22 protein-coding genes are annotated in these 23,807 nt (G+C 39.2%); 2 read left to right on the forward strand and 20 right to left on the reverse strand.

Annotated elements, in window-relative coordinates; translation table 11 throughout:
* Positions 1–460: 460 nt before the first annotated feature.
* The 8 genes from BW724_RS21205 to prfA all read right to left on the reverse strand — a co-directional run bounded on the left by BW724_RS21205 (position 461) and on the right by prfA (position 6,778).
* Entirely contained in the window at positions 461–976 is a 516-nt protein-coding gene (locus BW724_RS21205) for a manganese efflux pump MntP (RefSeq protein WP_088078126.1), read from the reverse strand.
* 173 nt (positions 977–1,149) lie between these two features.
* Positions 1,150–2,202: an L-threonylcarbamoyladenylate synthase gene (locus BW724_RS21210; protein WP_088077067.1), complete on the reverse strand. Its 1,053-nt coding sequence runs from the start codon at positions 2,200–2,202 to the stop codon at positions 1,150–1,152.
* A gap of 219 nt (positions 2,203–2,421) precedes the next feature.
* Positions 2,422–2,568 (reverse strand): hypothetical protein, encoded by a 147-nt coding sequence (locus BW724_RS23850; protein WP_176371517.1) that lies wholly within the window; start codon positions 2,566–2,568, stop codon positions 2,422–2,424.
* Positions 2,569–3,006: a hypothetical protein gene (locus BW724_RS21215; protein WP_088077068.1), complete on the reverse strand. Its 438-nt coding sequence runs from the start codon at positions 3,004–3,006 to the stop codon at positions 2,569–2,571.
* A gap of 94 nt (positions 3,007–3,100) precedes the next feature.
* Positions 3,101–3,712 carry a stage II sporulation protein R gene (gene spoIIR, locus BW724_RS21220; protein WP_088077069.1) on the reverse strand — a complete coding sequence of 204 codons (612 nt, stop codon included), beginning with the start codon at positions 3,710–3,712 and terminating at the stop codon, positions 3,101–3,103.
* 113 nt (positions 3,713–3,825) lie between these two features.
* Entirely contained in the window at positions 3,826–4,317 is a 492-nt protein-coding gene (locus BW724_RS21225) for a hypothetical protein (protein ID WP_088077070.1), read from the reverse strand.
* 505 nt (positions 4,318–4,822) lie between these two features.
* Positions 4,823–5,704 carry a peptide chain release factor N(5)-glutamine methyltransferase gene (prmC, locus tag BW724_RS21230; RefSeq protein WP_281419642.1) on the reverse strand — a complete coding sequence of 294 codons (882 nt, stop codon included), beginning with the start codon at positions 5,702–5,704 and terminating at the stop codon, positions 4,823–4,825.
* Positions 5,705–5,707: 3 nt separating this feature from the next.
* On the reverse strand, positions 5,708–6,778 hold the full coding sequence (gene prfA / locus BW724_RS21235; protein WP_088077071.1) for a peptide chain release factor 1: 1,071 nt from the start codon (positions 6,776–6,778) through the stop codon (positions 5,708–5,710).
* Between the two features lie 287 nt (positions 6,779–7,065).
* On the opposite strand from prfA, the gene BW724_RS21240 reads away from it, so the two are divergent.
* Positions 7,066–8,400: a CoA-disulfide reductase gene (locus BW724_RS21240; RefSeq protein ID WP_088077072.1), complete on the forward strand. Its 1,335-nt coding sequence runs from the start codon at positions 7,066–7,068 to the stop codon at positions 8,398–8,400.
* A 75-nt stretch (positions 8,401–8,475) separates the two neighbouring features.
* Here the strand turns inward: BW724_RS21240 and BW724_RS21245 are convergent, their stop codons facing one another.
* The 10 genes from BW724_RS21245 to BW724_RS21295 form a co-directional block, all read right to left on the reverse strand.
* Complete coding sequence (locus BW724_RS21245; protein WP_088077073.1) at positions 8,476–8,964, reverse strand: hypothetical protein; 489 nt, start codon at positions 8,962–8,964, stop codon at positions 8,476–8,478.
* Between the two features lie 227 nt (positions 8,965–9,191).
* Positions 9,192–9,815 carry a thymidine kinase gene (locus BW724_RS21250; protein ID WP_088077074.1) on the reverse strand — a complete coding sequence of 208 codons (624 nt, stop codon included), beginning with the start codon at positions 9,813–9,815 and terminating at the stop codon, positions 9,192–9,194.
* A 285-nt stretch (positions 9,816–10,100) separates the two neighbouring features.
* A complete protein-coding gene (locus tag BW724_RS21255; RefSeq protein ID WP_088077075.1) occupies positions 10,101–10,346 on the reverse strand; it encodes a type B 50S ribosomal protein L31 in 246 nt (81 codons plus the stop codon).
* A 180-nt stretch (positions 10,347–10,526) separates the two neighbouring features.
* Positions 10,527–11,801: a transcription termination factor Rho gene (gene rho, locus BW724_RS21260; RefSeq protein WP_088077076.1), complete on the reverse strand. Its 1,275-nt coding sequence runs from the start codon at positions 11,799–11,801 to the stop codon at positions 10,527–10,529.
* A 451-nt stretch (positions 11,802–12,252) separates the two neighbouring features.
* Positions 12,253–13,218: a class II fructose-bisphosphatase gene (glpX, locus tag BW724_RS21265; RefSeq protein WP_088077077.1), complete on the reverse strand. Its 966-nt coding sequence runs from the start codon at positions 13,216–13,218 to the stop codon at positions 12,253–12,255.
* 78 nt (positions 13,219–13,296) lie between these two features.
* Entirely contained in the window at positions 13,297–14,586 is a 1,290-nt protein-coding gene (locus tag BW724_RS21270; protein ID WP_088077078.1) for a UDP-N-acetylglucosamine 1-carboxyvinyltransferase, read from the reverse strand.
* 551 nt (positions 14,587–15,137) lie between these two features.
* On the reverse strand, positions 15,138–15,785 hold the full coding sequence (fsa, locus tag BW724_RS21275; protein WP_088077079.1) for a fructose-6-phosphate aldolase: 648 nt from the start codon (positions 15,783–15,785) through the stop codon (positions 15,138–15,140).
* A gap of 312 nt (positions 15,786–16,097) precedes the next feature.
* Positions 16,098–16,961: a class II fructose-1,6-bisphosphate aldolase gene (gene fba / locus BW724_RS21285; RefSeq protein ID WP_088077081.1), complete on the reverse strand. Its 864-nt coding sequence runs from the start codon at positions 16,959–16,961 to the stop codon at positions 16,098–16,100.
* 298 nt (positions 16,962–17,259) lie between these two features.
* Positions 17,260–17,649, reverse strand: coding sequence for a response regulator (locus BW724_RS21290; RefSeq protein WP_088077082.1), 390 nt, complete (start codon positions 17,647–17,649; stop codon positions 17,260–17,262).
* Positions 17,650–17,780: 131 nt separating this feature from the next.
* A complete protein-coding gene (locus BW724_RS21295; RefSeq protein WP_140355049.1) occupies positions 17,781–19,325 on the reverse strand; it encodes a hypothetical protein in 1,545 nt (514 codons plus the stop codon).
* Positions 19,326–19,455: 130 nt separating this feature from the next.
* Here BW724_RS21295 and BW724_RS21300 point away from each other — a divergent pair, with 130 nt between their 5' ends.
* Complete coding sequence (locus BW724_RS21300; protein ID WP_088077084.1) at positions 19,456–19,995, forward strand: DUF2529 family protein; 540 nt, start codon at positions 19,456–19,458, stop codon at positions 19,993–19,995.
* 341 nt (positions 19,996–20,336) lie between these two features.
* Here the strand turns inward: BW724_RS21300 and BW724_RS21305 are convergent, their stop codons facing one another.
* Complete coding sequence (locus BW724_RS21305; RefSeq protein WP_088077085.1) at positions 20,337–21,344, reverse strand: nuclease-related domain-containing protein; 1,008 nt, start codon at positions 21,342–21,344, stop codon at positions 20,337–20,339.
* A gap of 406 nt (positions 21,345–21,750) precedes the next feature.
* A complete protein-coding gene (locus BW724_RS21310) occupies positions 21,751–23,361 on the reverse strand; it encodes a CTP synthase (RefSeq protein WP_088078130.1) in 1,611 nt (536 codons plus the stop codon).
* Positions 23,362–23,807: the final 446 nt, after the last annotated feature.

Consider the following 23,807-nt stretch of genomic DNA (forward strand, 5'->3'; position numbering starts at 1 on the left):
TGCTAATAAATTCAAATCTGTCGGTATTACCTTCTCTTATCGACAGTTTTGCTTCTAATAAATTCAAATCTGTCGGTATTACCTTGTCTTATCGACAGTTTTGCTGCTAATAAATTCAAATCTGCCGGTATTACCTTGTCTTATCAACAGTTTTGTTGCTGAAAAATTCAAATCTGTCGTTATTACTTTGCTTCATGGACAGTTTTCCGCTCCAATACATTAAAACTGTCTTTAGAAAACAGAAGCACTCGTTTTTACCAATTGAAGAGGTGGTGGTGTTTCAATCTTAGGCATAAGAAGGTAGTGTTTCAATCTTTAAGCATAAGGGTGTGGTTATTCAATTTCAGGGCATAAGGTTGAGGTTCTTCGAACGCTGGGCATCATAAAAAAAAGAGAGCTTCAACAGCCCCCCTCCGATTCACGCCCTGCCCCTATGAGATAACATTTCAGCCTACATCAACTATGAAGCAAGCATGATTTTTATACCAAAAGCAATGAGGATTGCTCCCCCGAGCCACTCGCTGTATCCATGAAAGTAATGTCCCATTTTTCTTCCCAGGATCAGACCCATCCACGTAAAAATAGTGCTCATTACACCGAAGCTAACTAATGTAACCCATGTTTTTGCACCAAGCATCCCTAGACTTAGGCCTGCAGAAAAACTGTCGAGACTTACACTAACAGCAAAAAGAATCAATCCTAGACCTGATGTGCTTAGGATAGATGCCCGTTCCTCTTGAAAGGTCGATGCTATCATCTGTAAACCTATAAAGATCAACATGCCACCGCCTAGAACAAATGCGAATAAACCTATGTATTGAGATAATAGTTTACCTAAAACTAACCCAATTAGTGGCATCATCACGTGAAACCAGCCCACAGTTAGCCCGATTTTCGCAATGTGTTTATACCTTAATCCAATTAGCCCCATCCCTATTGAAATGGAGAAGGCATCCATGCTTAAAGCAAATGCCATAAACCCGATTGTAACTAATTCTCCGAACACGTAATCACCCCTCGGACTAGCTATTCTAATCTATGCAAGTCCAAAGGGGTTTATCTCTACTTTTTTTGCTACAGTGAAAATATGAATTTTGGGATGAGGATCATTTCAATTGCAAAACACCACTCGATGTGCAAGTTCTATGTTTATTCTTTTATAACTTGTCCTCCTGCCGCTTTGCGCAGACGGTTCATGATTGCAGAGCCAATTGCCGTTTCAGGAAAAACTTCACTGTATATAATATCTACATTGTTTTTGTCAAAAGCCCTTAATGATTCATATAACCTCTGGGCAACTGTGGATAAATCAGTCCTTTTTCCACAAACGACCTCTTGATGCGCCTCTAGAAAAAGGCCTCTATTATCTTCTGTTACCATGACACCTACTTTTTTACCCGCAGCTACCCCTTCTTCCACTTGGCGATGGAAAAAATCTACGCCCCCATCAACTAAAACAAGAGGAGCGCTCGGAGCATAATGTGTATATTTCATACCAGGTGATTTAGGAGTGAGGTCTTTTTCATAAAGGGCAGGATCCTCAGAAACTTGCCCAACTACCTCCTCTAGCTGTTCTTTCGTGACACCACCTGGCCTTAAAATGATTACTTCTCCAGTTGAACAGTCTACAACTGTAGATTCCACACCCACGCCTGTTGGACCACCATCTATAATGAGGGGGATCCTTCCGTTCAAATCATGATATACATGATCTGCAGTAGTAGGGCTTGGCTTTCCAGAAGTATTTGCACTAGGTGCTGCTAGGGGAATATCACTCGCTTTTATCAGGGCTAGGGCAATAGGATGATCTGGCATTCGAACAGCAACTGTGGATAAGTTAGCCGTCACCCTTGGGGATAAATTCCCACTGTGCTCTAAAACAATTGTTAGGGGACCAGGCCAGAATGCTTCCATGAGCTTTTGAGCAGGTGATGGTATCTTTTCTACATATTTACTCAATTGCTCCATATTGGCAATATGTACAATTAACGGGTTATCCGAAGGCCTTCCTTTAGCTTCATATATTCTTTCAATTGCTTTATCTGAAAGTGCATTGCCACCTAATCCATATACTGTTTCAGTCGGAAATGCCACAACTTCACCAGCTATTATACGTTTGGCAGCATGTTCTATTTCATCATTTTTAGATAAGTTTTCCACATCTTTTTCCACAGAAATAACTTCTGTCTTGTTATCATGCATATAAATGCCCCCTTGCTGCTATATATTTTGCTTTGGTGTTGGGAAAAAGTCAATGCTTGTGGAAAAAACTGTGGAAGAAAACCCACTTATCCACAAAAATCAGTGGATAAGTGGGTTAATTCTGTTGATAACATTGTGTACTATTAAACTATAGTAAATTATATATCTGGATAAGTTGCCTCGGGTTTAGACTTATAATCTCGTTTTTGACTTATAATCTCATTTAAACTTAGAATCATGCATAGACTTAGGATCTCGTTTAAACGTACGATCAGGTTTAGAATGATAATCTCGTTTAGATTTAGGATCTGGGTTAGATTTAGGTCCTGCTTTAGACTTAGGATTAGGTTTCAAAACTAGGTCCATTTAGGACTTCATAAATACTGGAAGACCTTTTGATAGATGTTTCTGAACGTCCTCCAATGAAGTGAGTTCTCCTGGCAAATGATCCGCTGGAGTTTTCGCAAATCCTAAAGGCTGTAAAAAAGTCCCCTCTCCTGCAGCCAGTAAGTAAATATTTGATAATCCTTCTTCTAAGGCGTAATGGATCGTTGCCTCTAAAAATTCTAATATGAATAAGGAATTTACTTTATCAGAGTCAATAATTAGTGTCCTTAATAAGCCTGTATCATCTGTAACCTTTTGAATTCTAATAACAGAAACAAAGTCTCCTTGCTCGTTTTCAGCTATTAAAAATGATGACCATTCAACTGTGGCAGGTAGCTTTCCGACTCCAGTTTTCGCAATAAAATGTTGTATTGGTAATGTATCTTCTTCTGACGCTTTACGTACGATAAAACTCATTGCCCCCACCCTTTCTAGTAATTAAATAGGCTTTAATCTATTACTATGCGTTAGTAGGAGCAATATGACTAGAAAACTAGAAAATTCTATTATATTAAGCTTTAAATCTATCAACAATACTAGTAAAAATCTCTACTATAAAGAAAGACACTTCCACTTCCTCTTCATTCTCCTCTTCCTTAGGAGTTTCGTCTGCTTCATGGGCCACTGCGTCACCATTGGAGAAGTCTAAGAAACATAATGGTGGAAATAAAACACACCACCAATTGTCACCTTGTCCGTCCCCCAACTCAATAAGTACAGCCTCGTAGTCACCAGCAGGGTAAAGACGATCCCCATATAGTTTTGTTGGAAATGAAGTTTCCGTTAATGAAACGTTATAACTCTCATCATTACCAACCTTCTCTAATTCTTCCCCTACAATGCTATTCAAATCATCTATGTTTTCACCAATGATATCCCGTGCATCATCAACATCATCCAATAGTTCAACCCACTCTGTAATTTGTGCATTCACTGCATTTCGGATATTGTGTTTTACTTGTTGGTCGATTGGTGAATTGCTATTTGCTAAGATTCGTAGTCTGATAGATTCTTCGGGTATAAGAATTTCATCAGCCTGAACCGGTTTTAATAGATTTGCTTCCCAAGATAATAATAATACGGATAAGGACAAAAATATGTAAATATGAATTCGCTGCTTCATGCGAGACACCTTCCCTTCGTAGTACTCATTGTTAGCACTACTTAGGGAAGATAAACATAGAATCGAACGACAAGTTATGACAGAAGCATTAATAGATTTTGTCTAATTCCTTCTTATTCCGTAACCAAACCCTTTTCTTCCGCCCTTTTTGTTAAGAAAACTCTTATGAGGTTCCCCACAATAAGTCCAGGTATCAAGCTTAGAATCGGTAAGAAAACGGGACCAAATAAAATACCAAATATCTCAAAGGTTGTGGAATACATTAAACCGACTGTCACAGTATAAGCACAACATGCTAATGGTACATAAGAATATGGTCCAAGATTCCCCCTATTTTCGTCTCGATAGGCATCCCATAACCCATACATGTATAAACACGGATAAAACATTAGCCATTGAAAATCAATAATCTCAATCGTCTCTTGAATACGCCAGTTGAAGGATAACATGATAGCTAAATTAAAGTTACTCATTACATTTATCAAAACTTCGGCAACCATCAAGATAAAACCTTTAAAATGCTTTTTATTTATAAATTGGCCAAAACCTGGCAAAGCGATACTCCAGAGGAGCGCTTCATATTTTTTTCTTTGTCTTTTTACCATAGGAAATCCCCTTATGTAATTAGTAGGCTGAATTTTTATGATATGGAAATATATGATAATTATTTATCGTAAAATGGTTGTTCACAAAATGTACACATTTAAGTTAATGTCTGTAACACCTATTATGTTGTTTACTGCATAATGTTATAACCTAAAACTTTAATGTAACATACCCTTTTTTTGGGTATAGTTGGAATAATAAATTGGCATATTAAATGAAGATAAGAAAAGCAAAGATATTCGAACGTTACATATATGAAACAAAATGACAGGAGGCTAATATGTTTAATTTTAGATTTAGTGGTGTAAAAAAAATGCTCTTAACAAGCACTATTTTATCAAGCGTTTTTAGTATGTTTATTATCATTTTCACTTTCTTCCATCATTTTAAAATAAAAAAAATGATATCGAACTCGATATCACTTAAGAAGAATATTTAATGAAATCATGAAATTTTGAGAGCGGTTCTACATTTCAAGCATGAAATGAAATAGTGATGACTTGTTCACGATACTGTCCCTATCACTATCCGCTCTTTCCCGTTAATATCATTGATGATATCAACTGATGCTGACGGGAATTCCTCTACTATAAGAGTCTTTACAGCTTCCCCTTGACCATGTCCAATTTCAAAGGCAATGATGCCTGGTTTTATCAGAACAGATGGAATTTGTTTCACTAGTCGACGATAAATCCCTAAACCATCTTCTCCAGCAAACAATGCTAAGTGCGGTTCATGCTCAACAACGTTCCCTTTCATCACTGCTCGATCCCCTTCAGGAATATATGGCGGATTGGATACTACAACACTCACTTTTTCCCCTAAGGAGATGAAAGGGCTTAATAAATCTCCCTCCAAGAAAGTAATAGTAGCCCCTAATCGATTTGCGTTCTGGGAAGCTAAATGTAGTGCATCTCCCGAGATATCGATTGCTGTAACTTCTGCGTTCGATAACTCTAATGCTAGCGTGATGGCGATAACCCCACTCCCCGTACCTACATCAACGATCGCCACTTTATCACTATCTATAAGAGGAAGGCTTCTGATCATATCTAAAACGACCTCTATGAGTTCTTCTGTTTCTGGACGAGGAATTAAAACATCCTTATTCACATGGAATTCTCGTCCATAAAATACTTCTTCACCCGTTATATACTGCACTGGAATCCCTGACGCCGCTTTTTCCACGTCCTCTTGAAACTTCATCTGAATTTGCTCAGATAAAGTGGTATGGTATTCTGTCAACATCTGCGTACGCGACCAGCCAGTATGATGTTGTAGGAGCCGTTCGCCAATGGTTTCTTCGTAATCATGTTTTTGTAAAAAAGAAGAAGCCCAACGTAGGGCCTCATACACTTTCAACGATTCTCTCTCTTCCATAGACATAAGTTACTCCCCAGCTTCTTCCATGGCACGTGACTGTTCTTCCACAATCAAGGCCTCGATAATCTCATCTAGGTTACCTTGAAGAATTTGATCAAGTTTCTGAATTGTTAAGCCGATACGGTGATCTGTCACTCGGCTCTGTGGGAAGTTATAAGTACGGATTCTCTCAGAACGATCCCCAGTACCTACAGCAGATTTACGGTTTTGGGCATACTCTGCTTCTGCCTCTTTGCGGAATTTATCATAAACCCTTGCCCGTAAAACCTTCATCGCTTTTTCCTTATTCTTGATCTGTGATTTCTCATCTTGACATGACACGACTACTCCAGTTGGAAGGTGAGTTAAACGAACAGCAGACATCGTTGTATTTACACTTTGTCCCCCAGGACCACTTGATGCGAAGGTATCTACGCGAATGTCCTTCTCATTAATGTCCACTTCAACTTCTTCCGCCTCTGGAAGCACTGCAACCGTAGCAGTTGACGTATGAATACGGCCACCTGACTCTGTTGTTGGGACACGTTGTACACGATGGGCACCATTCTCATATTTCATTTTTGAGAAAGCACCTTTTCCGTTTATCATAAAAATAATTTCTTTAAATCCACCAATATCATTTTCACTTGCTTCAATAACTTCTGGTTTCCACCCTTGCGCTTCTGCATAACGGGAATACATGCGGAATAAGTCCCCTGCAAATAGGGCTGCCTCGTCTCCCCCAGCTGCTCCACGGATTTCAACGATAACGTTTTTATCGTCATTAGGATCTTTAGGAAGTAATAAAATTCGAAGTTTTTCTTCTAGTGGCGGCAGTTGTTCTCCTAACTCCTCCACCTCCATCTTGACCATTTCACGCATTTCATCATCAAGATTTTCCTTCAGCATCCCTTTTGCTTCATCATACTGTTCCTTCAGTTCTTTATAATTTCGATACGTCGTTACTGTTTCTTCTATGTCTGACTGCTCTTTTGAATAATCCCTTAGTTTCTTCGTATCACTGATGACATCAGGGTCCATTAACAGTTCGTTCAGTCTTTCATAACGTTCTTCTACAGCTTGTAACCGATCAAACACGATTCTTCACCTCAATTTAATATCGCATCGCTTACCAGTTTTGGCTCTGCTTGCGAAAGTTCCATTCCTTATTATAGTATAGGGAGTTCTATTTGTAAAAACTGTGTTACATTAATTTTTCACAATCCGTTTACTTAATAAACATGCATCCATTAGATTGTAACGACTAAATACTGTCCCCCTATTTCTAGAAATGCTTACGTCATTATAAGTGTGATGGTTTTTTCCGCCATGAACAGGGAATAGTGTATACCAATACGTCTTTTTTTAACAGAAAGGGGTTTGCAATGAAAGTTGTAATCATTGGCGGTGACGCAGCAGGTATGAGTGCCGCAATGCAAATAGTACGGAACAATAAAAACGCCCATGTCACTGTCCTTGAAAAAGGTAGTTATTATTCCTATGCCCAGTGTGGGCTACCTTATTTTATTGGTGGTTTAGTAGAGGAAACAGATCAGTTAATTGCTCGGAGTAGGGAAACATTTCAGGATAAATACGGTATTGACGCCAGAGTAAAGCATGAAGTGACAGCCCTTGATATAGAGAACAAAACTGTTAAGGGAGTAAATCATGATACTGGTAAACCTTTTGAAGTTTCCTATGATAAACTTCTGGTTGCAACAGGAGCATCACCCATTGTTCCTCCATTTGAGGGACGAGATCTTGATGGCGTTCATGTCCTAAAAACCATTCCAGACGCTGAAAATATCGTCGGCGACATGAAAGAGGATGTCTTAAATGTCACTGTTATTGGCGCAGGTTATATTGGCCTTGAGGTAGCTGAAAACCTTGTCCTTCAAGGACGCAAAGTAAGATTAATTGATTTAAATGAACGTCTTGGTGCGGTCTTTGACCCAGAAATTAGTGACCATTTACAAGAAGAAGCTACTAGAAATGGCGTGGAAACGGTACTTGGGGAAAAAGTGAAACGTTTCGAGGATAATGGTGATGGTCGTGTGAAACAAGTAGTAACTGACAAGGGCTCTTATTTATCTGATATGGTCATTATAGCCGTTGGAGTGAGGCCTAATACGAGTTTTGCAAAGGAAGCAGGTATTCAGCTTCACCACAGCGGTGCTATTGAAGTGAATTCGTACATGGAAACGAATGTGGATGATATTTATGCAGCAGGTGACTGTGCTGTTCAATATCACAGGATGAAGGAAAAAAATGATTATATCCCACTCGGTACACATGCAAATAAACAGGGGCGTATTGCAGGGAGTAATATTGCCGGTTTACGAAAGACGTTTCAAGGTGTTGTGGGGACTTCCATCCTGCAATTTTTTGACCTATCTGTTGGCATAACAGGTTTGTCGTCAGGAGCGGCGGAGGAACTCGGTTTTGATTATGAGCCACTTCTATTTGAGAGTCGTAATCACGCTGGATATTATCCTGGAAGTGAAAAAATGATGATAAAACTTTTGCGTAATAAGGAAAATGACCAGTTGTTAGGTGTTCAAATCATCGGAAAAGCTGGTGTTGATAAGAGGGTTGACGTAGCTGCTACAGCCTTGTATCACCACATGACCATATCAGATTTGGAAAACCTCGATTTGAGCTATGCTCCGCCTTTCAATGGCGTCTGGGATCCTTTGCAGCAAGCAGCTAGAAGATTTTAAGTTGGAGTATAAAGAAATTCAACCGCCTTTCCTAATAGGTGAAGGCGGTTGATTTACCAGCTATTTCGTTTATACTTAACGCCAATCATTAACTACGACTCGGTAGTTGTATCTCGGATTTACTTCATACAACTCCTCTTCAATCTCACGAATTCTGCTTTCTTTATCTACATTCTCTTGTCCTGCCATCGTATCATCAAGCATAACATTTACCCAAGCATGTCCTCCCATGAGAACAACCATACCTGGATTTACGCCTTCCATTCTATAAAGAACATCCTCGATCATATCCTGATCATCACCAAAATCTTGATGTTCCTGAAGTGGCGAGCGGTAGCTGGTACCTGTTGAGTTTTGCTCTGTAACTGGATGATAAGGATCAGCCTGCTCTTCAATAGCACCGTAATTAATAGGTCCTGGCCCCATTAATGCTGAACCCCAATCCTTGTGTTCAATTGGAGCTTCATTTGTATTTTGTCCCTGAACTTCTGGGGGATTTACGTCGTCATTACAACCAGTAAAAATTAGGAGCAATAATCCTAATCCTGTTAAGGTATATTTCATGTTAAGCACCTCCTATACCCTATCTTTTCCTAAAACATTGATTTAGATACAAAAGGGGTAAAGGAAGTTACTTCTTCACTCCATTAAATTAGCCAACCCTCCAACACGAAAAAGGAAAAAGGGAATTATTGCTGAACTCGCTGCAGGCTACTTGTTTTTTAATGTGTCGTCCATATAAAAAAAGAAGCTAGCTGTACGTGAACTGCTAACTTCTCCTTTTTGCTAATTTATATGGTCATTGATGATTCTTTTTCTTTTTTGTGAGTCATTGTAGGTTTTCCTGGTACTTCATGACAGTGACGGCAACGTGGCTCATAAGATTCAGACGCTCCAACTAGTATGATTGGATCATCATAGGAAGCTGGTTTTCCATTAATTAAACGTTGGGTACGACTAGCCGGCGAACCGCAAGTTAAACAGATGGCCTGTAACTTTGTTACCGTTTCAGCTAAAGCCATTAATGTAGGAACATGTCCAAATGGCTCTCCTCGGAAATCTTGATCTAATCCTGCAACTATAACACGAAGGTCTTGATCCGCTAATGCTTGGACAACATCAACGACATCTTCGTTAAAAAACTGGACTTCGTCTATTGCAACAACTTGAGTGTCTTTTTCTAATAAGTCCAATATAGACGATGCCTTTTCAATCGGCATGGCATACACTTTATTGCCATTATGAGAAACAACTTCTTTTTCGCTATAACGATTATCTATTTGTGGTTTAAATACCTGGACTTTTTGCCGACCATAGCTTGCCCTTCGAACACGACGAATGAGCTCCTCTGATTTCCCCGAAAACATACTTCCGCAAACTACTTCTAGCCAGCCTTCTCTCCTGGTCAAATGCATAATAAGACTCTCTCCCTCAACTTGTTGTAAAAATACTATCCATTCTTTTTCACTCTTCTTATTATAGACAGGTTATAGCCTTGGAACAATGGACTTTTCTCAGGGATTGTAGAAAAAGTTAGTATAGGTGCGATTTAAGGAGAATGTGGGCGTATGATGGAGAAAAAGGTTTCTGGAAGCTTTGTGGGAATTTATGGTGGAAGTGAAGCTGAAGCGCTGCCCAGGGCTAGCAAGTACCAATTAAAAAACAGACAAGGGAACATCCCTTGTCTGTTAGTAAGTCAATTACTTCATATTGTATTTCTTCTTGAATCGGTCTACACGGCCACCAGCATCGGCGAACTTTTGGCGTCCAGTATAGAATGGGTGAGAGTCAGAACTAACCTCTACAGTAAGCAATGGATAAGTGTTTCCATCTTCCCACTCGATTGTTTCACTAGAACCTTTTGTTGATCCGCTCAAGAACATAAAACCTGTACTTGTATCCTTAAATACAACCTTTTGATACTTAGGGTGAATTTCTGGTTTCATATCTTTTCATCTCCTTCCGCCCTGAATCTCTCGAAACAGAGTTATCTATTTTGATGTACAAAACATCAATTTTTATTAACAGTGTACTGTACATCAATTTCACACATGTTGGAATTATACCAACTGGAGAAGCAATTTGCAATACTAGGAACGACTATTTAAACAAGAAGTTTTTACCTCTTAAGTTCTTGTCCTAGGACGGCCTGCTTTGTCTTGCTCAAATGCCTTGAAAAACTCTTCGTTTGTCTTAGTAAGTCGTACTTTTTTCAAGAAGCGCTCAAGGAAGTCAGGCTGATCATTCATCGTTTTCCTCATAGCCCAAAGGTTTTCAATTTGCTCCTTAGGCAATAGCATTTCTTCACGACGTGTTCCAGAACGGCGAATATCAATTGCAGGGAAAATACGGCGTTCAGAAAGCTTACGGTCAAGATGAAGTTCCATATTACCCGTCCCTTTAAACTCTTCGTAAATCACATCGTCCATTCGAGATCCCGTATCTACAAGGGCTGTTGCTAAGATTGTTAAGCTGCCCCCTTCTTCGATATTTCTCGCCGCACCGAAGAAACGCTTTGGACGGTGGAAACTTGCTGGATCAATACCACCAGAGAGAGTTCGTCCACTTGGTGGGATAACTAAGTTATACGCTCTTGCAAGACGCGTAATACTATCCATTAAAATAACAACATCTTTTTTCGCTTCTACTAAACGTTGTGCGCGGTCTAGTACAAGTTCAGCTACTTTTATATGATTTTCTGGAACTTCATCAAAGGTAGAGCTTACAACTTCCCCTTTAATGGAACGCTCCATGTCGGTTACTTCCTCAGGACGCTCATCGATTAATAGAACGATTAACGTTACATCAGTGTGGTTTTCTGCAATGCTATTTGCCACCTCTTGTAATAGAAGTGTTTTACCAGCTTTAGGTGGTGCAACGATAAGACCACGTTGTCCAAAACCTACTGGTGCAATCATATCTATAACTCGAGACGCCGCTTTTTTAGGTTCATATTCAAGCGTCATTTTTTTATCTGGATACAACGGTGTTAGCTGTGGAAAATGTGGTCTCTCCCTTGCTAAATCAGGATCTTCTCCATTTACCGCAGCAACTTGTAATAGTCCGTAATATCGCTCATTTTCCTTCGGCTTTCTTACTTTACCTGATACAGTATCCCCATTTCGTAATTCAAAACGTCGAATTTGCGAAGCGGAAATATAGATGTCCTGTGAACTAGGCTTGTACGTGGTGGAACGTAAAAAACCAAAGCCTTCAGAAGGAACAATCTCTAGAATTCCTTCCATAAACATTAAGTCTTCTTGCTCCGCTTGCTTTTTCAATATGGCAAAAATTAATTCCTTTTTCGTTAATTGACTGTAATAAGTAACTTTTAATTCTTTTGCCATCTTATATAAGTCCTTTAGAGTCATCTGCTCTAATTGCGTTAGGCCTACACCCATTAGTATCAACACACTTTCATTAATTTTTTTGTTTATAGTCATATAGATAAGAATGATATAATTTCACTTTTTTCATAAAAACGCTAGGATTGTCGTTCAACTGTTTTATTTCTTAAACATATTTTAGATAATAATGTAATAGGTTGTTGAAAAAGTCAGTTGGATCACTGTGATGAGAATAAGGATAGCAGTTGAAGTAACAGAGGTATTAATACGATGAAGTATGGTCATCGTTCACGCCGCTTTTATGTAAAAATTAATATGAATGAATTAGCGCTTGTTCACATTATAATATAATCACAAATAATTTTATTAATCAAGTATTGAAAGTCTTGTGAACAAGTTAAATGGATAAAAGAGGTGGCGGCGACCGAACAGCCACCTCTTTCACATTTCACTAAAGATAAGCCTACAATGTTAAATGTCGGGCTTATGTTTTTAATTAATCATATTACTTAATTACTAAGTCCGGCTTTTTAGTTAAAACATGAGTCCCATCAATGAAACGAACCGTTCCTGATTTTGCTCGCATAACTACGGACTGGGTTGTGCCAGTGGCGCCTTTATATTGGACACCCTTTAATAGTTCACCATCAGTAACACCTGTGGCTGCAAAAATGGCATCGTCACCTTGGACTAAGTCATCCATTCTTAAAACACGGTTAATTTCATCAATCCCCATCGATTTACAGCGGGTTAACTCTTCTTCGCTCTGTGGCAATAGTTTCCCTTGAATTTCTCCACCTAAACATTTTAGGGCAACTGCAGCTAAGACACCTTCTGGAGCTCCTCCAGAACCTAAAAGCATATCCACACCTGTATCATCAAATACAGTGTTTATTGCAGCAGCAACATCTCCATCGCCCATCAATTTGATACGGGCACCAGCTTCCCTTACTTCTTGGATATACTGTTGATGTCGCTTTCGATTTAATATGGCAACTACTAGGTCATCAATATCCTTGTTTTTCGCCCTCGCCACTGCTTTTAAGTTGTCAAAGACTGGTGCGTCGATATCAATTTGTCCTACTGCTTCTCTGCCTACTGCTATTTTGTCCATATACATGTCTGGTGCGTGGAGAAGCTTTCCATTGTCCGCAATCGCTATAACTGCCAGAGCATTCCATTGCCCGTTAGCAACGATATTCGTCCCTTCTAAAGGATCCACTGCCACATCCACTCTTGGACCATATCCGTTTCCTAACTTTTCACCAATATATAGCATTGGCGCTTCGTCCATTTCCCCTTCTCCGATAACCACTGTCCCTTTCATTGGTACAGTATCAAACACATCACGCATCGCTTCTGTTGCAGCTTTGTCGGCCGCGTCCTTGTTCCCTCTTCCCATCCAACGTCCTGAAGCCAGCGCAGCCGCTTCCGTCACCCTAACTAGCTCCATGGATAAACTTCTTTCCATTACATTTCCCCCAATTTTAGTCGTTCTCCCTGGACTAAGATGTTATATAACAACTACACTCTATATTATAACACTACATTATGAATTTTCTATCTCTGATAACTCTTTTTCACTAAGTTTTTCACGCCAAATGTTTGCACCTAACCCGATCAGCTTTTCTTCCAAGCCACCGTACCCACGGTCAATATGCTCTACCCCAGTAATTTCAGTAACCCCGTCTGCCATTAACCCTGCTACGACTAAGGCAGCACCTGCTCGTAGATCGCTCGCACGTACTGTCGCACCTTGAAGGGTTGAACCTCCATTAATTAAAGCAGAGCGTCCTTCAACCTTAATATTTGCTCCCATTCTTCTTAGTTCATCAATATGTTTAAATCTTGCATTATATATCGTGTCTGTTACCATACTTGATCCTTCTGCTCTCGTCAGCAAGCTCGTAAATGGCTGCTGTAAATCCGTTGGAAAACCTGGGTATACAAGTGTTTTCACATCTACACCTTGAAGTCCCTTATGATTGGCTCGTACTAAAATAGAGTCATCTTCCTCCTCAATCATGACACCCATTTCCCTAAGCTTTGCAATTAATGATTCCACATGATCAGGAATAACATTGTCAATGAGGACAGATTCACCCATTGCTGAGGCCATGATAATGAAAGTTCCAGCTTCAATTCTGTCTGGAATGATGGAGTGTCTACAACCATGAAGCTCATCCACACCGTCAATACGAATAACGTTGGTTCCAGCCCCTTTGATATTTGCCCCCATACTTGAAAGAAGTGTTGCTACATCAATAATTTCTGGCTCTTTTGCTGCATTTTCTATAATCGTCCTGCCTTTTGCCCTTACAGCAGCCAGCATGATATTAATGGTTGCTCCAACACTAACCACATCTAAATAAATTCTTGCACCAATGAGCTCATCTGCCTGTAAATAAATTGCGCCTTGTTCATTTGTCACTTTAGCACCTAGTGCCTCAAAACCTTTAATATGTTGGTCAATTGGTCTAGGTCCTAAATTACAGCCTCCAGGCAGTCCAATGACAGCCTTCTTAAATTTACCAAGCATTGCTCCCATCATATAATATGATGCACGTAGTTTTTTAACTCGGCCATTTGGAAGTGGCATAGCAAACATCTTTTCAGGGTGAATTTCCAATGTGCCTCCTGAAAGATTCGTGCTACCCCCTATTTCCTCCAGTAATTCTGATAAGATTGTTACGTCGGAAATGTTAGGAAGATTGTCTATGATGACTGGAGAATCTGCTAAAATTGCGGCTGGTATAAGTGCCACTGCGCTATTCTTCGCTCCACTGACTTGAACAGTTCCATTTAGAGGATGTCCACCTTCAATCATTAGTTTTTCCATAATATGATGCTTCCCTTCTGTCATTCTAAGTTTGACCTTAATATTTAGGTTACCGTGAAAATCGATTTTGTTGGTATAAACTACAGTCTACTCGCATTCCATTTGTTCCAACAAAATATAACTTTGTATTTGTTCATTCGAACATTCTATTGGTCCTTTGTCCATATTTAAATCCTATCATAAAACTAATGTTATCTACCATTTTATACGTGAAAAAGTCTTTTTAGACGTGGTAATAAAAAGTAAGTCATTACTTATGTAAGCTAGTTTGCTTGTTCCATAATGTAACCTAGCTTGTTCCACGATATGAGCTGCTTGTTCCATAATGAAACCTAGCTTGTTTCACGATGTGATCTATACTCTTTGCAGTGATCAGTGGGAATTGGTCAGTCGGCACTGGTTACTGGCAGTGGTCAGTGTGCACGATCACTAGGCACTAGTCACTGGAAAAAAGTACTTTTATTAATGTGTTTTTATGCTTGTCTTCTTTATTAATGAAGGAAAAAGCATCTTATATGTGGTAAGATACTTTTTCCTTCATTCATTTTTAATTATTTATTCGCACTTTCCCAATCGCTTAAAAATTTTTCAATTCCCGAGTCAGTTAAAGGGTGCTTTACTAGCTGATGGATAACCTTTAATGGAACAGTGGCAATATGAGCGCCCCGAAGTGCTGACTCTGTTACATGCTGTGGATGTCTAATAGATGCAGCTATAATTTCAGTATCAATACCATGTAGGTCAAAAATTTCAGCAATCGTTGATACGAGGTCCAATCCATCGTGTCCAATATCATCCAATCTACCTAGGAATGGTGAAACATATGTTGCTCCTGCCCTTGCTGCTAGTAAGGCTTGGTTAGCAGAAAAAATCAAGGTTACATTTGTTTTAATATTTTTTTCGCTGAATGTCCGAACTGCCTTCAGCCCTTCACTAGTCATAGGAACCTTAATGGTGATATTTGGTGCGATTGCAGCCAATTCTTCCCCTTCTTTAATCATACCTGGAGCATCTAATGCTACTACTTCTGCACTAACTGATCCTTCTGTGACGACGCTTGTGATTTCCTTTAGGCGTTCTTGAAAGTCCACCCCTTCTTTTGCAACCAAGGATGGATTTGTAGTGACACCAGAGAGTATTCCTAGTTCATGTGCCTCTTGAATTTCTTCTAAATTCGCAGTATCAATGAAAAACTTCATGCTATCACTCCTTATGGAATTATGATAACGCTTACTGTTATCCGAAGATTTCGACTTATTTCTGCAAAAAATCTGAGTTGGCTGTATCCTACTATCACTAAAACATATGATAGGATCAGATGTAGCCAACCCATTATAATTAAAATCTTTAGTAAAGTTGATTTTCTCTCCAGGTACTCGCTTTCCGCGGGCGGCTGGTGAGCCTCCTTGATGCTTCGCATCTGCGGGGTCTCACCCCTGCCTTTGCTCCCGCAGGAGTCTCGTACCTTCTGCTCAATCAACTTTTACTAATTTATATTCTTATGAAAAAAATTAAGCTTTATTTGAAGAACCGAATTCTCTCATTTTTCCGATTACTGTTTCTTTAATCGTGTCACGAGCTGGTCCTAAGAATTTACGTGGGTCAATCATATCTGGGTTTGCATCAAGTACTTCGCGAACAGTTTTTGTAGAAGTGATTTGGTTCTCAGTGTTCACGTTGATTTTTGCAGTTCCAAGAGAGATTGCTTTTTGGATGTCCTTTAAAGGAATTCCTGTACCACCGTGAAGAACTAATGGTACACCAGTAAGATTCATAACTTCTTCCATACGGTCGAAGCCTAGGTTTGGTTCACCTTTGTATGGTCCATGTACAGAACCTAAAGCAGGTGCAAAGCAGTCTACTCCAGTTTCACGCACTAATTGGTCACACTCAGATGGAATTGCATATGCAGCTTCTGCATCATCAACAACTAAGTCGTCTTCTTGTCCACCAATACGGCCTAATTCTGCTTCAACAGAAACACCGATTGTGTGAGCTACGTCTACAACTTGCTTAGTGATAGCAATGTTCTCTTCTAATGGGTGGTGAGATCCATCGATCATTACAGATGTGAATCCAGCATACATTGCTTCCACACACTTTTCGAAGCTTGAACCATGGTCTAAATGAATTGCCACTGGTACAGTGGTTTCGTAGTCAGCCATAAGACCTTCAACGATCTGTACAATTGTGAAGAATCCACCCATGTAACGAGCAGCCCCTTCAGATACCCCAAGAATTACTGGAGAGTTCTCTTCTTGTGCTGCTTGTAGGATTGCTTGTGTATACTCTAGGTTGTTGATGTTGAATTGTCCTACTGCATAACCTTCTGACTTTGCTTTTTCAAGCATTTCTTTCATTGATACTAAAGGCATTCGTAAATCCTCCTTATACTTTCACTACTTATTCGCCTTCCAAAGAAAATGGCGTTTTTTTCACTACACACATACAAACGTCAGTGATAATATTTGCAAAAATAGAGCAGTTTATCCCAGTCATTTGTATGGTTCGGACGTGTATTTCGGTAAAAACGACGTGAAAAAGGCCATGAACCTAATTGGGTCATAGCAATGTAACCATTCACCAGGTTGACTAACACAACCATTATAGCATAGTAATGATGTATTACACGTGATATTTCTAACGAATTAGTACTTTTTCACATATTTATTATTAACTTTTTGTGACATTCAAGAAATTTCTTACTTCATTGCGCACTTCATCAATATCGAACGGCTTTGCAAAATGAGTGAGTGCACCTAAATTCATTGCTTCATTAATCATTTCCAGTTCCCCGTAGGCAGTCATCATAATAACCTCAGACTTAGCACCCATTTTCTTGATTTCCCTCAGTATTTCAAGACCATCCATTCCAGGAATTTTCATATCTAAAAGTATTAAATCTGGCTCTTCGTCTTCCACCAGCTTTAAAGCCTGTTTTCCATTAGAGGCCTGCATTGTTTTGTAGCCATCTTTTTCAAAAACTTCATTTAATAATACTCTAATCCCGAATTGATCATCTACAATAAGCAATTTTCGGTTTTCCACACGACACTCCCCCATCCGACTATTTTATTATATATTTTTATCTTGAGTGATGGACCTATTACGCTACTTAATACATTTCTATATAACTGGAAAAAAACCTTCTTTTATTTAAAATATTTTATAAATTCATCCTAAAGTTAACAATGCTAATCAACTTTTACTGCTTTCAATGGTTCACCAAAAAGTTCTAAAGTGGCATCACTATAAAACTCTTTCATGATTAGTCCTTCGCCTTTTTTAAAATAATGGTTTAAGCCTTTGTCACCCTGATAGACAAGATATGCTTGTACTGATTGTCCGTTTATATTTATAGCTACTTCCTCTTCATTTGGAGAATGGTGAAAGAAAAGGTCACTTATTGGGTCTGAAAAATCTAGTAAATACTGTATTAAGTCGTCCGCCATGCTCTCTGTACCTTGTTCTTCTCGTACTTTCCGAAAATGATCGTCAATATCTTCATTAGCCCTGCGAATCACAGTAACGGCTCTTTCTTCTTCATCCACTTCAAATAACTCATATTTATAGACGGCGTGAGCTTGATGTCCGAAACCTAATATATAATCATAGCTATCACTGTAAAGGAAACTAACACTTTCTGCCCCATGGTGTGAGCCATCTTCATTTACAAGCTCGAAATCGGTGAAAACGGCATATTCTTCAAGTGCTTCCTTGAATGATAAGGATTCCTCTTTATCTTGATGAAATTTATCTGGGAACAATTCAGCAAACATTTCATCTACTTCCGCTGTATCGAACTCCACATTATATAAGGTCCCGTTTTCCAGCCATCTAATATAATTGACACTGCCTTTTTCCAGCACATAATAGTCGATGCCGTCAATCTCATGCAATTCTAAATAATCAAAGGAATACGCATCTTCTAAAACTGTACCCTCGTAATTAAAAACAGCACTAAAAACATAGTTATCCTCTTCGTCACGTTCTTCCTCTCGATACATGACCCGTAAAAATAGCTCTACAGCATCCTGAACCTCAATAATTGCACTAACACGAATGAAGGATTCATCCATAGGAAGATTTAACTCCCCTGTAAAATAATCAATAGCCTCCTCCAATGGATACGAAGTTGACTTATAAATGTTCGCCCTTAAATCCCATACAAAATGATTAGCATATCGGTACATTTCTTCCTCACCCACAATATTCAGGTAGGTGTTATCATCAATAGTGATTAACTGTAAATCGTACACTTCCCCGCTCTGCATCTCAATTTTCACATCAACTGTAGATTGTCCAGTACTAACCTCTGAAACTTTAGCATCAGACAATTGGTTCCGATCATTTATGTTATTCATTAGGACCTCTCGACTTTCCTGTGTCAGAGTCCTTGTGTAGTCATCATATTCTTCCACATCTTTATTTAAGGAAAATTCATGAACTACCCCTTCCCTAATAAAAATCCGTTCACTCTCCCCGTCTAAACTAAATTGGTCCTCCTTATCGCCCGAGGTCTCATCTTGTTCCTCTTCCTCTGGTGAAACAGATGCAGGGTCAGAACTACTGCCCCAAAACCATTGATATGACAAAAGAAATCCTATTGAAAGTGCAATCAAAATAGCTAATGTAAATCCAAATTTTCTGCCACTACCAAACCCACTTCTGCTTTTTCCCGTTCTATTATTTTGTTTGTGACCATGCTCCTTCTCCTTTGAACCCTGAAACGTCCCCACCATACATTCCTCCTCTAGAGCCCTTGCTCGTTAAGTCGCTATGCATTCTTCATAAAATATTCATTTTGGTATTAGTCCATGTTTTGTTAAGATAAGAATATCAAATTTTTCGAGGAAGGTACGAGGTTTTATGAAAATATTCCAAACACAATTACAAGGACTACTAAATCAAATAGATAATAACGAAGCAGAACTAGAAGACGCAGCCCGTCTCGTTGCCCAGAGCATCATTAGTGACGGAGATGTTTGGATCTACGCCGAAGACGAAATGATAGGCGTCGTGGCTCAAGCGATGCATGGATCAGATTCCTTGCCAAACCTTTCTTTGGGAGAACAAGGTGCCCTGTTTGATTCCATGGATACATTACTCGTTTTTTCCCCGCATAAATTGAGTAAGGACGCCCTGAATGTCGTCCTGAGTGCTAAAGAAGAGGGTGCAAACATTGTGGGCGTGTCCTCAGAATCCACTCCTCATGAGGGGGAAGCGTGGACTGACCATTGTACCCTTCATTTTTCAACAGGCATAAAAAACGGTCTTGTGCCAACAGAATCAGGTAACCGCATTGGTATGCCTCATTTAATCGTTGCGCTACACTATTACTATGGCTTGTACTTCTCCGTAATGGAAATGCTTGAAGAAAATGAATTTGATTTCGATGCCGTGGATTGATAGTTGAAATCTCACCGCCATAGGATGCGGTGGGTTGATGAAGGTGATTTGACAGGCCATTGGTCGCGGTGGTTTGACAGTTGGAATCTCACTGCCATAGGACGCGGTGGGTTGACAGGCCATTGGTCGCGATGTTTCGTTATCTGCGTTGGCTTTATAAAGTTGTTATTGCTAACTGCGTTAACTCTACAATTGTTGTTATCGATAATAGCCCTAACGGCTTTCTAACAGTTTTCTCTCAATAGATTATGCAAGCAAAGCTGGCCCCTGGTGGTCAGCTTTTTTTGTTTAGTTTGTGAAGGTGGGTGGCAATGCTTTGATTTGGGGTAGTGAATTTAAAGTTATTTCAAACGTTCGATGGAAGGTAAATGGTAAATTCGCTTTCTAGTGGTCCCTTCGCAAACAAGATTCATTGACTTCAGCAAATATTTGCAGCCACTACTGTTAGGCAAGTCTATGAAAATCTGCATTTGCTTGTTGTTAATTGTATCTCGTAGTAGAAGTTTATAGTCAGAGAGCGCCGTGATATGCTCAAATTTTGCCTCATACGCACAACATATATTGTGGCATTTCCATGTTCCTTGCTTCCTTAACATTGGGCGAGTATTACATTTTGGACAAATCACCCCTCTGAGAATTTCACTTTCTTGAATTTGAAATTGCTCAAGAATGTTAGGTTCGTCATCGATATGATTTCTAGTTAATTGCTTCCCAAGTTTTTTTAGTTGTTTTGGTGAAAAAACCGGTGCGGTATGGAGCGTAAAAAAGTTATTTATCATGTCAGGGAGAATCGAGCTTCGGAAGAAATTCTGGTAAATTAATTTGGTGTCGATGAGTTGTGACGGAAGAATTCTAAACTCCGCATGATCATTTGCAAAAACAACAACTGATTCTATTGGAAATGAAGTAGTTTGTGGAAGTAGTTTACGAGAAATAAGCCATTTTCTAAGTTGGTAGGCCTGTCTCTTCACTTGCTGTGTTGGATCAGAGTATATTCTCTTTTGACCATTATAGATTTGAATTAATTGATGGATATCGGGATCGTATGTAACTTCACCAGAAAGGTATTTCACTTCGATTATCAGGAAGAAGTATGGGGAGAGAAGAAGTGTATCCATTTGAAACTTTACATTATCGTTGGAAAGCCTTAAATGATGTAAAATGTAGACCATTTGGTTAGGAATAAAGTTTAGATAATAGTCAATTGAGCTTTCACCACGTACACCTGCCTTCGTAATTCGATATTGCTCCTCCACTTTCTCTCTTTTCGGATGATTTTGTGGCAAACGCCTTAATAATGTTTCTAACTTTAGAAGTTTCAACGATTTTTGTCTTGGTTTTATGATCATATAGCCACTTCCTATTCTATTTTTTGTTTTCAATCAAATAATAATTGATAATTACCTGCTTTTTATGGAAAAATATTGTATTTTTAGTGAACATATTTTGGTAATTTCTCATTTGTATATGGAAATTAGCGTAGGTAGGAGATTGTGAATATGTGAATCGGGCAAAAAGTTTGTGAATTAGGCAAAAAAGTTTGTGAATCGGGCAAAAACAACCTATAAACGGGCAAAAAAATCAATATAAAGATAATTCGACAAAACTAAACAAAATCAGACACTCAAAATACAAAGAGCGGTACCATACTAGTACTCACTTCTCCTCACCTTCCTCCCGCCCGCTCCCCAAACCTAAAAAATCCCCGCACAAAGGCGGGGATCAAGCTAATTTAGTCTTTAGATCTTTTTATCTTTACTCAGCGCCTAGACTCGCACGAATAAATTCGCGGAATAGTGGCTGTGGGCGAGTCGGTCGTGAGACGAACTCTGGGTGGAATTGAGAAGCTACAAAGTATGGGTGCTCAGCCTCTGGTAATTCAATGATTTCAACAAGGCGCCCATCTGGACTAGTTCCAGAGAATACGAAGCCAGCAGCTTCCATTTTTTCACGATATTCGTTATTAAATTCATAACGATGACGGTGTCGTTCATACACCACTTGTTCTCCACCGTACGCTTTGTGCGCAACGGATCCTTCTACCAATTTACATGGATATAGACCAAGACGTAACGTACCACCGTAATCTTCAACATCCTTCTGTTCAGGAAGCAAGTCAATGACAGGGTGTGTTGTCGTTGGGTCTAGTTCCGAAGAATGAGCATCTCCAAACCCAACTACATTACGAGCAAATTCGATCGATGCAAGCTGCATACCAAGACAAATACCAAGGAAAGGAACTTTATTCACACGAGCATATTCTGTAGCAACAATTTTCCCTTCCACGCCACGGTCACCAAAGCCACCTGGAACTAGGATACCGTCAACACCTTCTAACAATTCTCCTACATTTTCCTTCGTTACTTCTTCTGAATTAATCCATTTGATTTCAATATCAGAATCATATTTATATCCTGCATGGCGAAGCGCTTCTGCTACAGACAAATACGCGTCCTGTAACGCAACGTATTTTCCAACTAAACCGATTGTTACCTTTTTAGAAAGGTTTTTCACACGGTCAACAAGGCTGATCCATTCGCTCATCTCCGCATCAGCACATTTAAGTCCTAAATGCTTACAAACGTAATCATCAAGATGTTGTTTTTGAAGTTCAAGAGGCACCTCGTATAATGTTTCAGCATCACGCGCTTCAATAACAGCCTCCTTTTCGATATCACAGAAAAGGGCGATTTTATCCTTCATATCCTCAGGAACTGGTCGTTCTGTACGAACAACGATAACGTTTGGCTGAATACCAAGGCTACGAAGCTCTTTTACGCTATGCTGAGTAGGCTTGGACTTCATTTCCCCCGCTGCAGATAAATATGGAATGAGGGTACAGTGTATGTACATCACATTGCTATGCCCTACATCAGATTTGATTTGGCGAATTGCTTCAAGGAAAGGCAGACTCTCAATATCCCCAACAGTTCCACCAATTTCCGTAATTACGACGTCTGGTTGACCAACTTTTCCAGCTTGAAAAACTCGGTCCTTAATCTCATTCGTGATGTGTGGGATAACTTGAACAGTTCCACCAAGGTAGTCACCACGGCGCTCTTTCTTTAGTACTGACGAATAGATTTTTCCAGTCGTAACGTTGCTGTATTTACCTAGATTAATATCAATAAAACGCTCGTAGTGCCCTAAGTCTAAGTCTGTTTCTGCACCGTCGTCAGTTACGAAAACTTCACCATGCTGGTAAGGGCTCATTGTTCCTGGGTCCACATTAATATAAGGATCGAATTTCTGAATAGTTACTTTTAGGCCACGATTTTTTAATAAACGACCTAAAGAAGCAGCTGTGATTCCTTTACCAAGTGACGATACTACGCCACCAGTTACAAAGATGTATTTTGTTGCCATGTTCCAGTCCCTCACTTTTTGTTTTCCACTTTTTAGTGGTTCCATTTTTATATTTCATTTATCCATTTTTATTTTGTGCTAAATAAATAGCTTCCACTCTTTATGTTGTATCGTGATATGAAATGCATTTTTTCATGCATGTATCTATGGTTATATCAATTTTCCTTGTAGGGACCACTCCTTTGTTTAAAAAAATTGTTTATTAGTAAACATAAAGTACTGCCCTGTGTAGAGTGATGAAATCATTGTCTCAGGGCATTTGTTATATAAACTCTTTTAAAAAATAGGCTTAGCTTTGCTAACTTTGATGTTGAATTCTCGTACCTTTCACAAAAAAACAAAAGTATTAATATCTAGGTTATCCTTTAACATTGCTTAATAAATAAAAAAAGCAAGACTCCCGTCCATATTTGGAGGGGACCCTTGCTATGAGTAACGTTTTAATA

The sequence above is a fragment of the Litchfieldia alkalitelluris genome, assembly GCF_002153425.1.
GTDB lineage: Bacteria > Bacillota > Bacilli > Bacillales > Salisediminibacteriaceae > Evansella > Evansella alkalicola.

Coding starts and splice junctions, on each gene's coding strand:
- BW724_RS21205 (WP_088078126.1), bottom strand. CDS start 976: ATGGCATTTGCTTTAAGCATGGATGCCTTCTCCATTTCAATAGGGATG.
- BW724_RS21210 (WP_088077067.1), bottom strand. CDS start 2,202: ATGCATGATAACAAGACAGAAGTTATTTCTGTGGAAAAAGATGTGGAA.
- BW724_RS23850 (WP_176371517.1), bottom strand. CDS start 2,568: ATGGACCTAGTTTTGAAACCTAATCCTAAGTCTAAAGCAGGACCTAAA.
- BW724_RS21215 (WP_088077068.1), bottom strand. CDS start 3,006: ATGAGTTTTATCGTACGTAAAGCGTCAGAAGAAGATACATTACCAATA.
- spoIIR (WP_088077069.1), bottom strand. CDS start 3,712: ATGAAGCAGCGAATTCATATTTACATATTTTTGTCCTTATCCGTATTA.
- BW724_RS21225 (WP_088077070.1), bottom strand. CDS start 4,317: ATGGTAAAAAGACAAAGAAAAAAATATGAAGCGCTCCTCTGGAGTATC.
- prmC (WP_281419642.1), bottom strand. CDS start 5,704: ATGTCTATGGAAGAGAGAGAATCGTTGAAAGTGTATGAGGCCCTACGT.
- BW724_RS21240 (WP_088077072.1), top strand. CDS start 7,066: ATGAAAGTTGTAATCATTGGCGGTGACGCAGCAGGTATGAGTGCCGCA.
- BW724_RS21245 (WP_088077073.1), bottom strand. CDS start 8,964: ATGAAATATACCTTAACAGGATTAGGATTATTGCTCCTAATTTTTACT.
- BW724_RS21250 (WP_088077074.1), bottom strand. CDS start 9,815: ATGCATTTGACCAGGAGAGAAGGCTGGCTAGAAGTAGTTTGCGGAAGT.
- BW724_RS21255 (WP_088077075.1), bottom strand. CDS start 10,346: ATGAAACCAGAAATTCACCCTAAGTATCAAAAGGTTGTATTTAAGGAT.
- rho (WP_088077076.1), bottom strand. CDS start 11,801: ATGGGTGTAGGCCTAACGCAATTAGAGCAGATGACTCTAAAGGACTTA.
- glpX (WP_088077077.1), bottom strand. CDS start 13,218: ATGGAAAGAAGTTTATCCATGGAGCTAGTTAGGGTGACGGAAGCGGCT.
- BW724_RS21270 (WP_088077078.1), bottom strand. CDS start 14,586: ATGGAAAAACTAATGATTGAAGGTGGACATCCTCTAAATGGAACTGTT.
- fsa (WP_088077079.1), bottom strand. CDS start 15,785: ATGAAGTTTTTCATTGATACTGCGAATTTAGAAGAAATTCAAGAGGCA.
- fba (WP_088077081.1), bottom strand. CDS start 16,961: ATGCCTTTAGTATCAATGAAAGAAATGCTTGAAAAAGCAAAGTCAGAA.
- BW724_RS21290 (WP_088077082.1), bottom strand. CDS start 17,649: ATGGGGGAGTGTCGTGTGGAAAACCGAAAATTGCTTATTGTAGATGAT.
- BW724_RS21300 (WP_088077084.1), top strand. CDS start 19,456: ATGAAAATATTCCAAACACAATTACAAGGACTACTAAATCAAATAGAT.
- BW724_RS21305 (WP_088077085.1), bottom strand. CDS start 21,344: ATGATCATAAAACCAAGACAAAAATCGTTGAAACTTCTAAAGTTAGAA.
- BW724_RS21310 (WP_088078130.1), bottom strand. CDS start 23,361: ATGGCAACAAAATACATCTTTGTAACTGGTGGCGTAGTATCGTCACTT.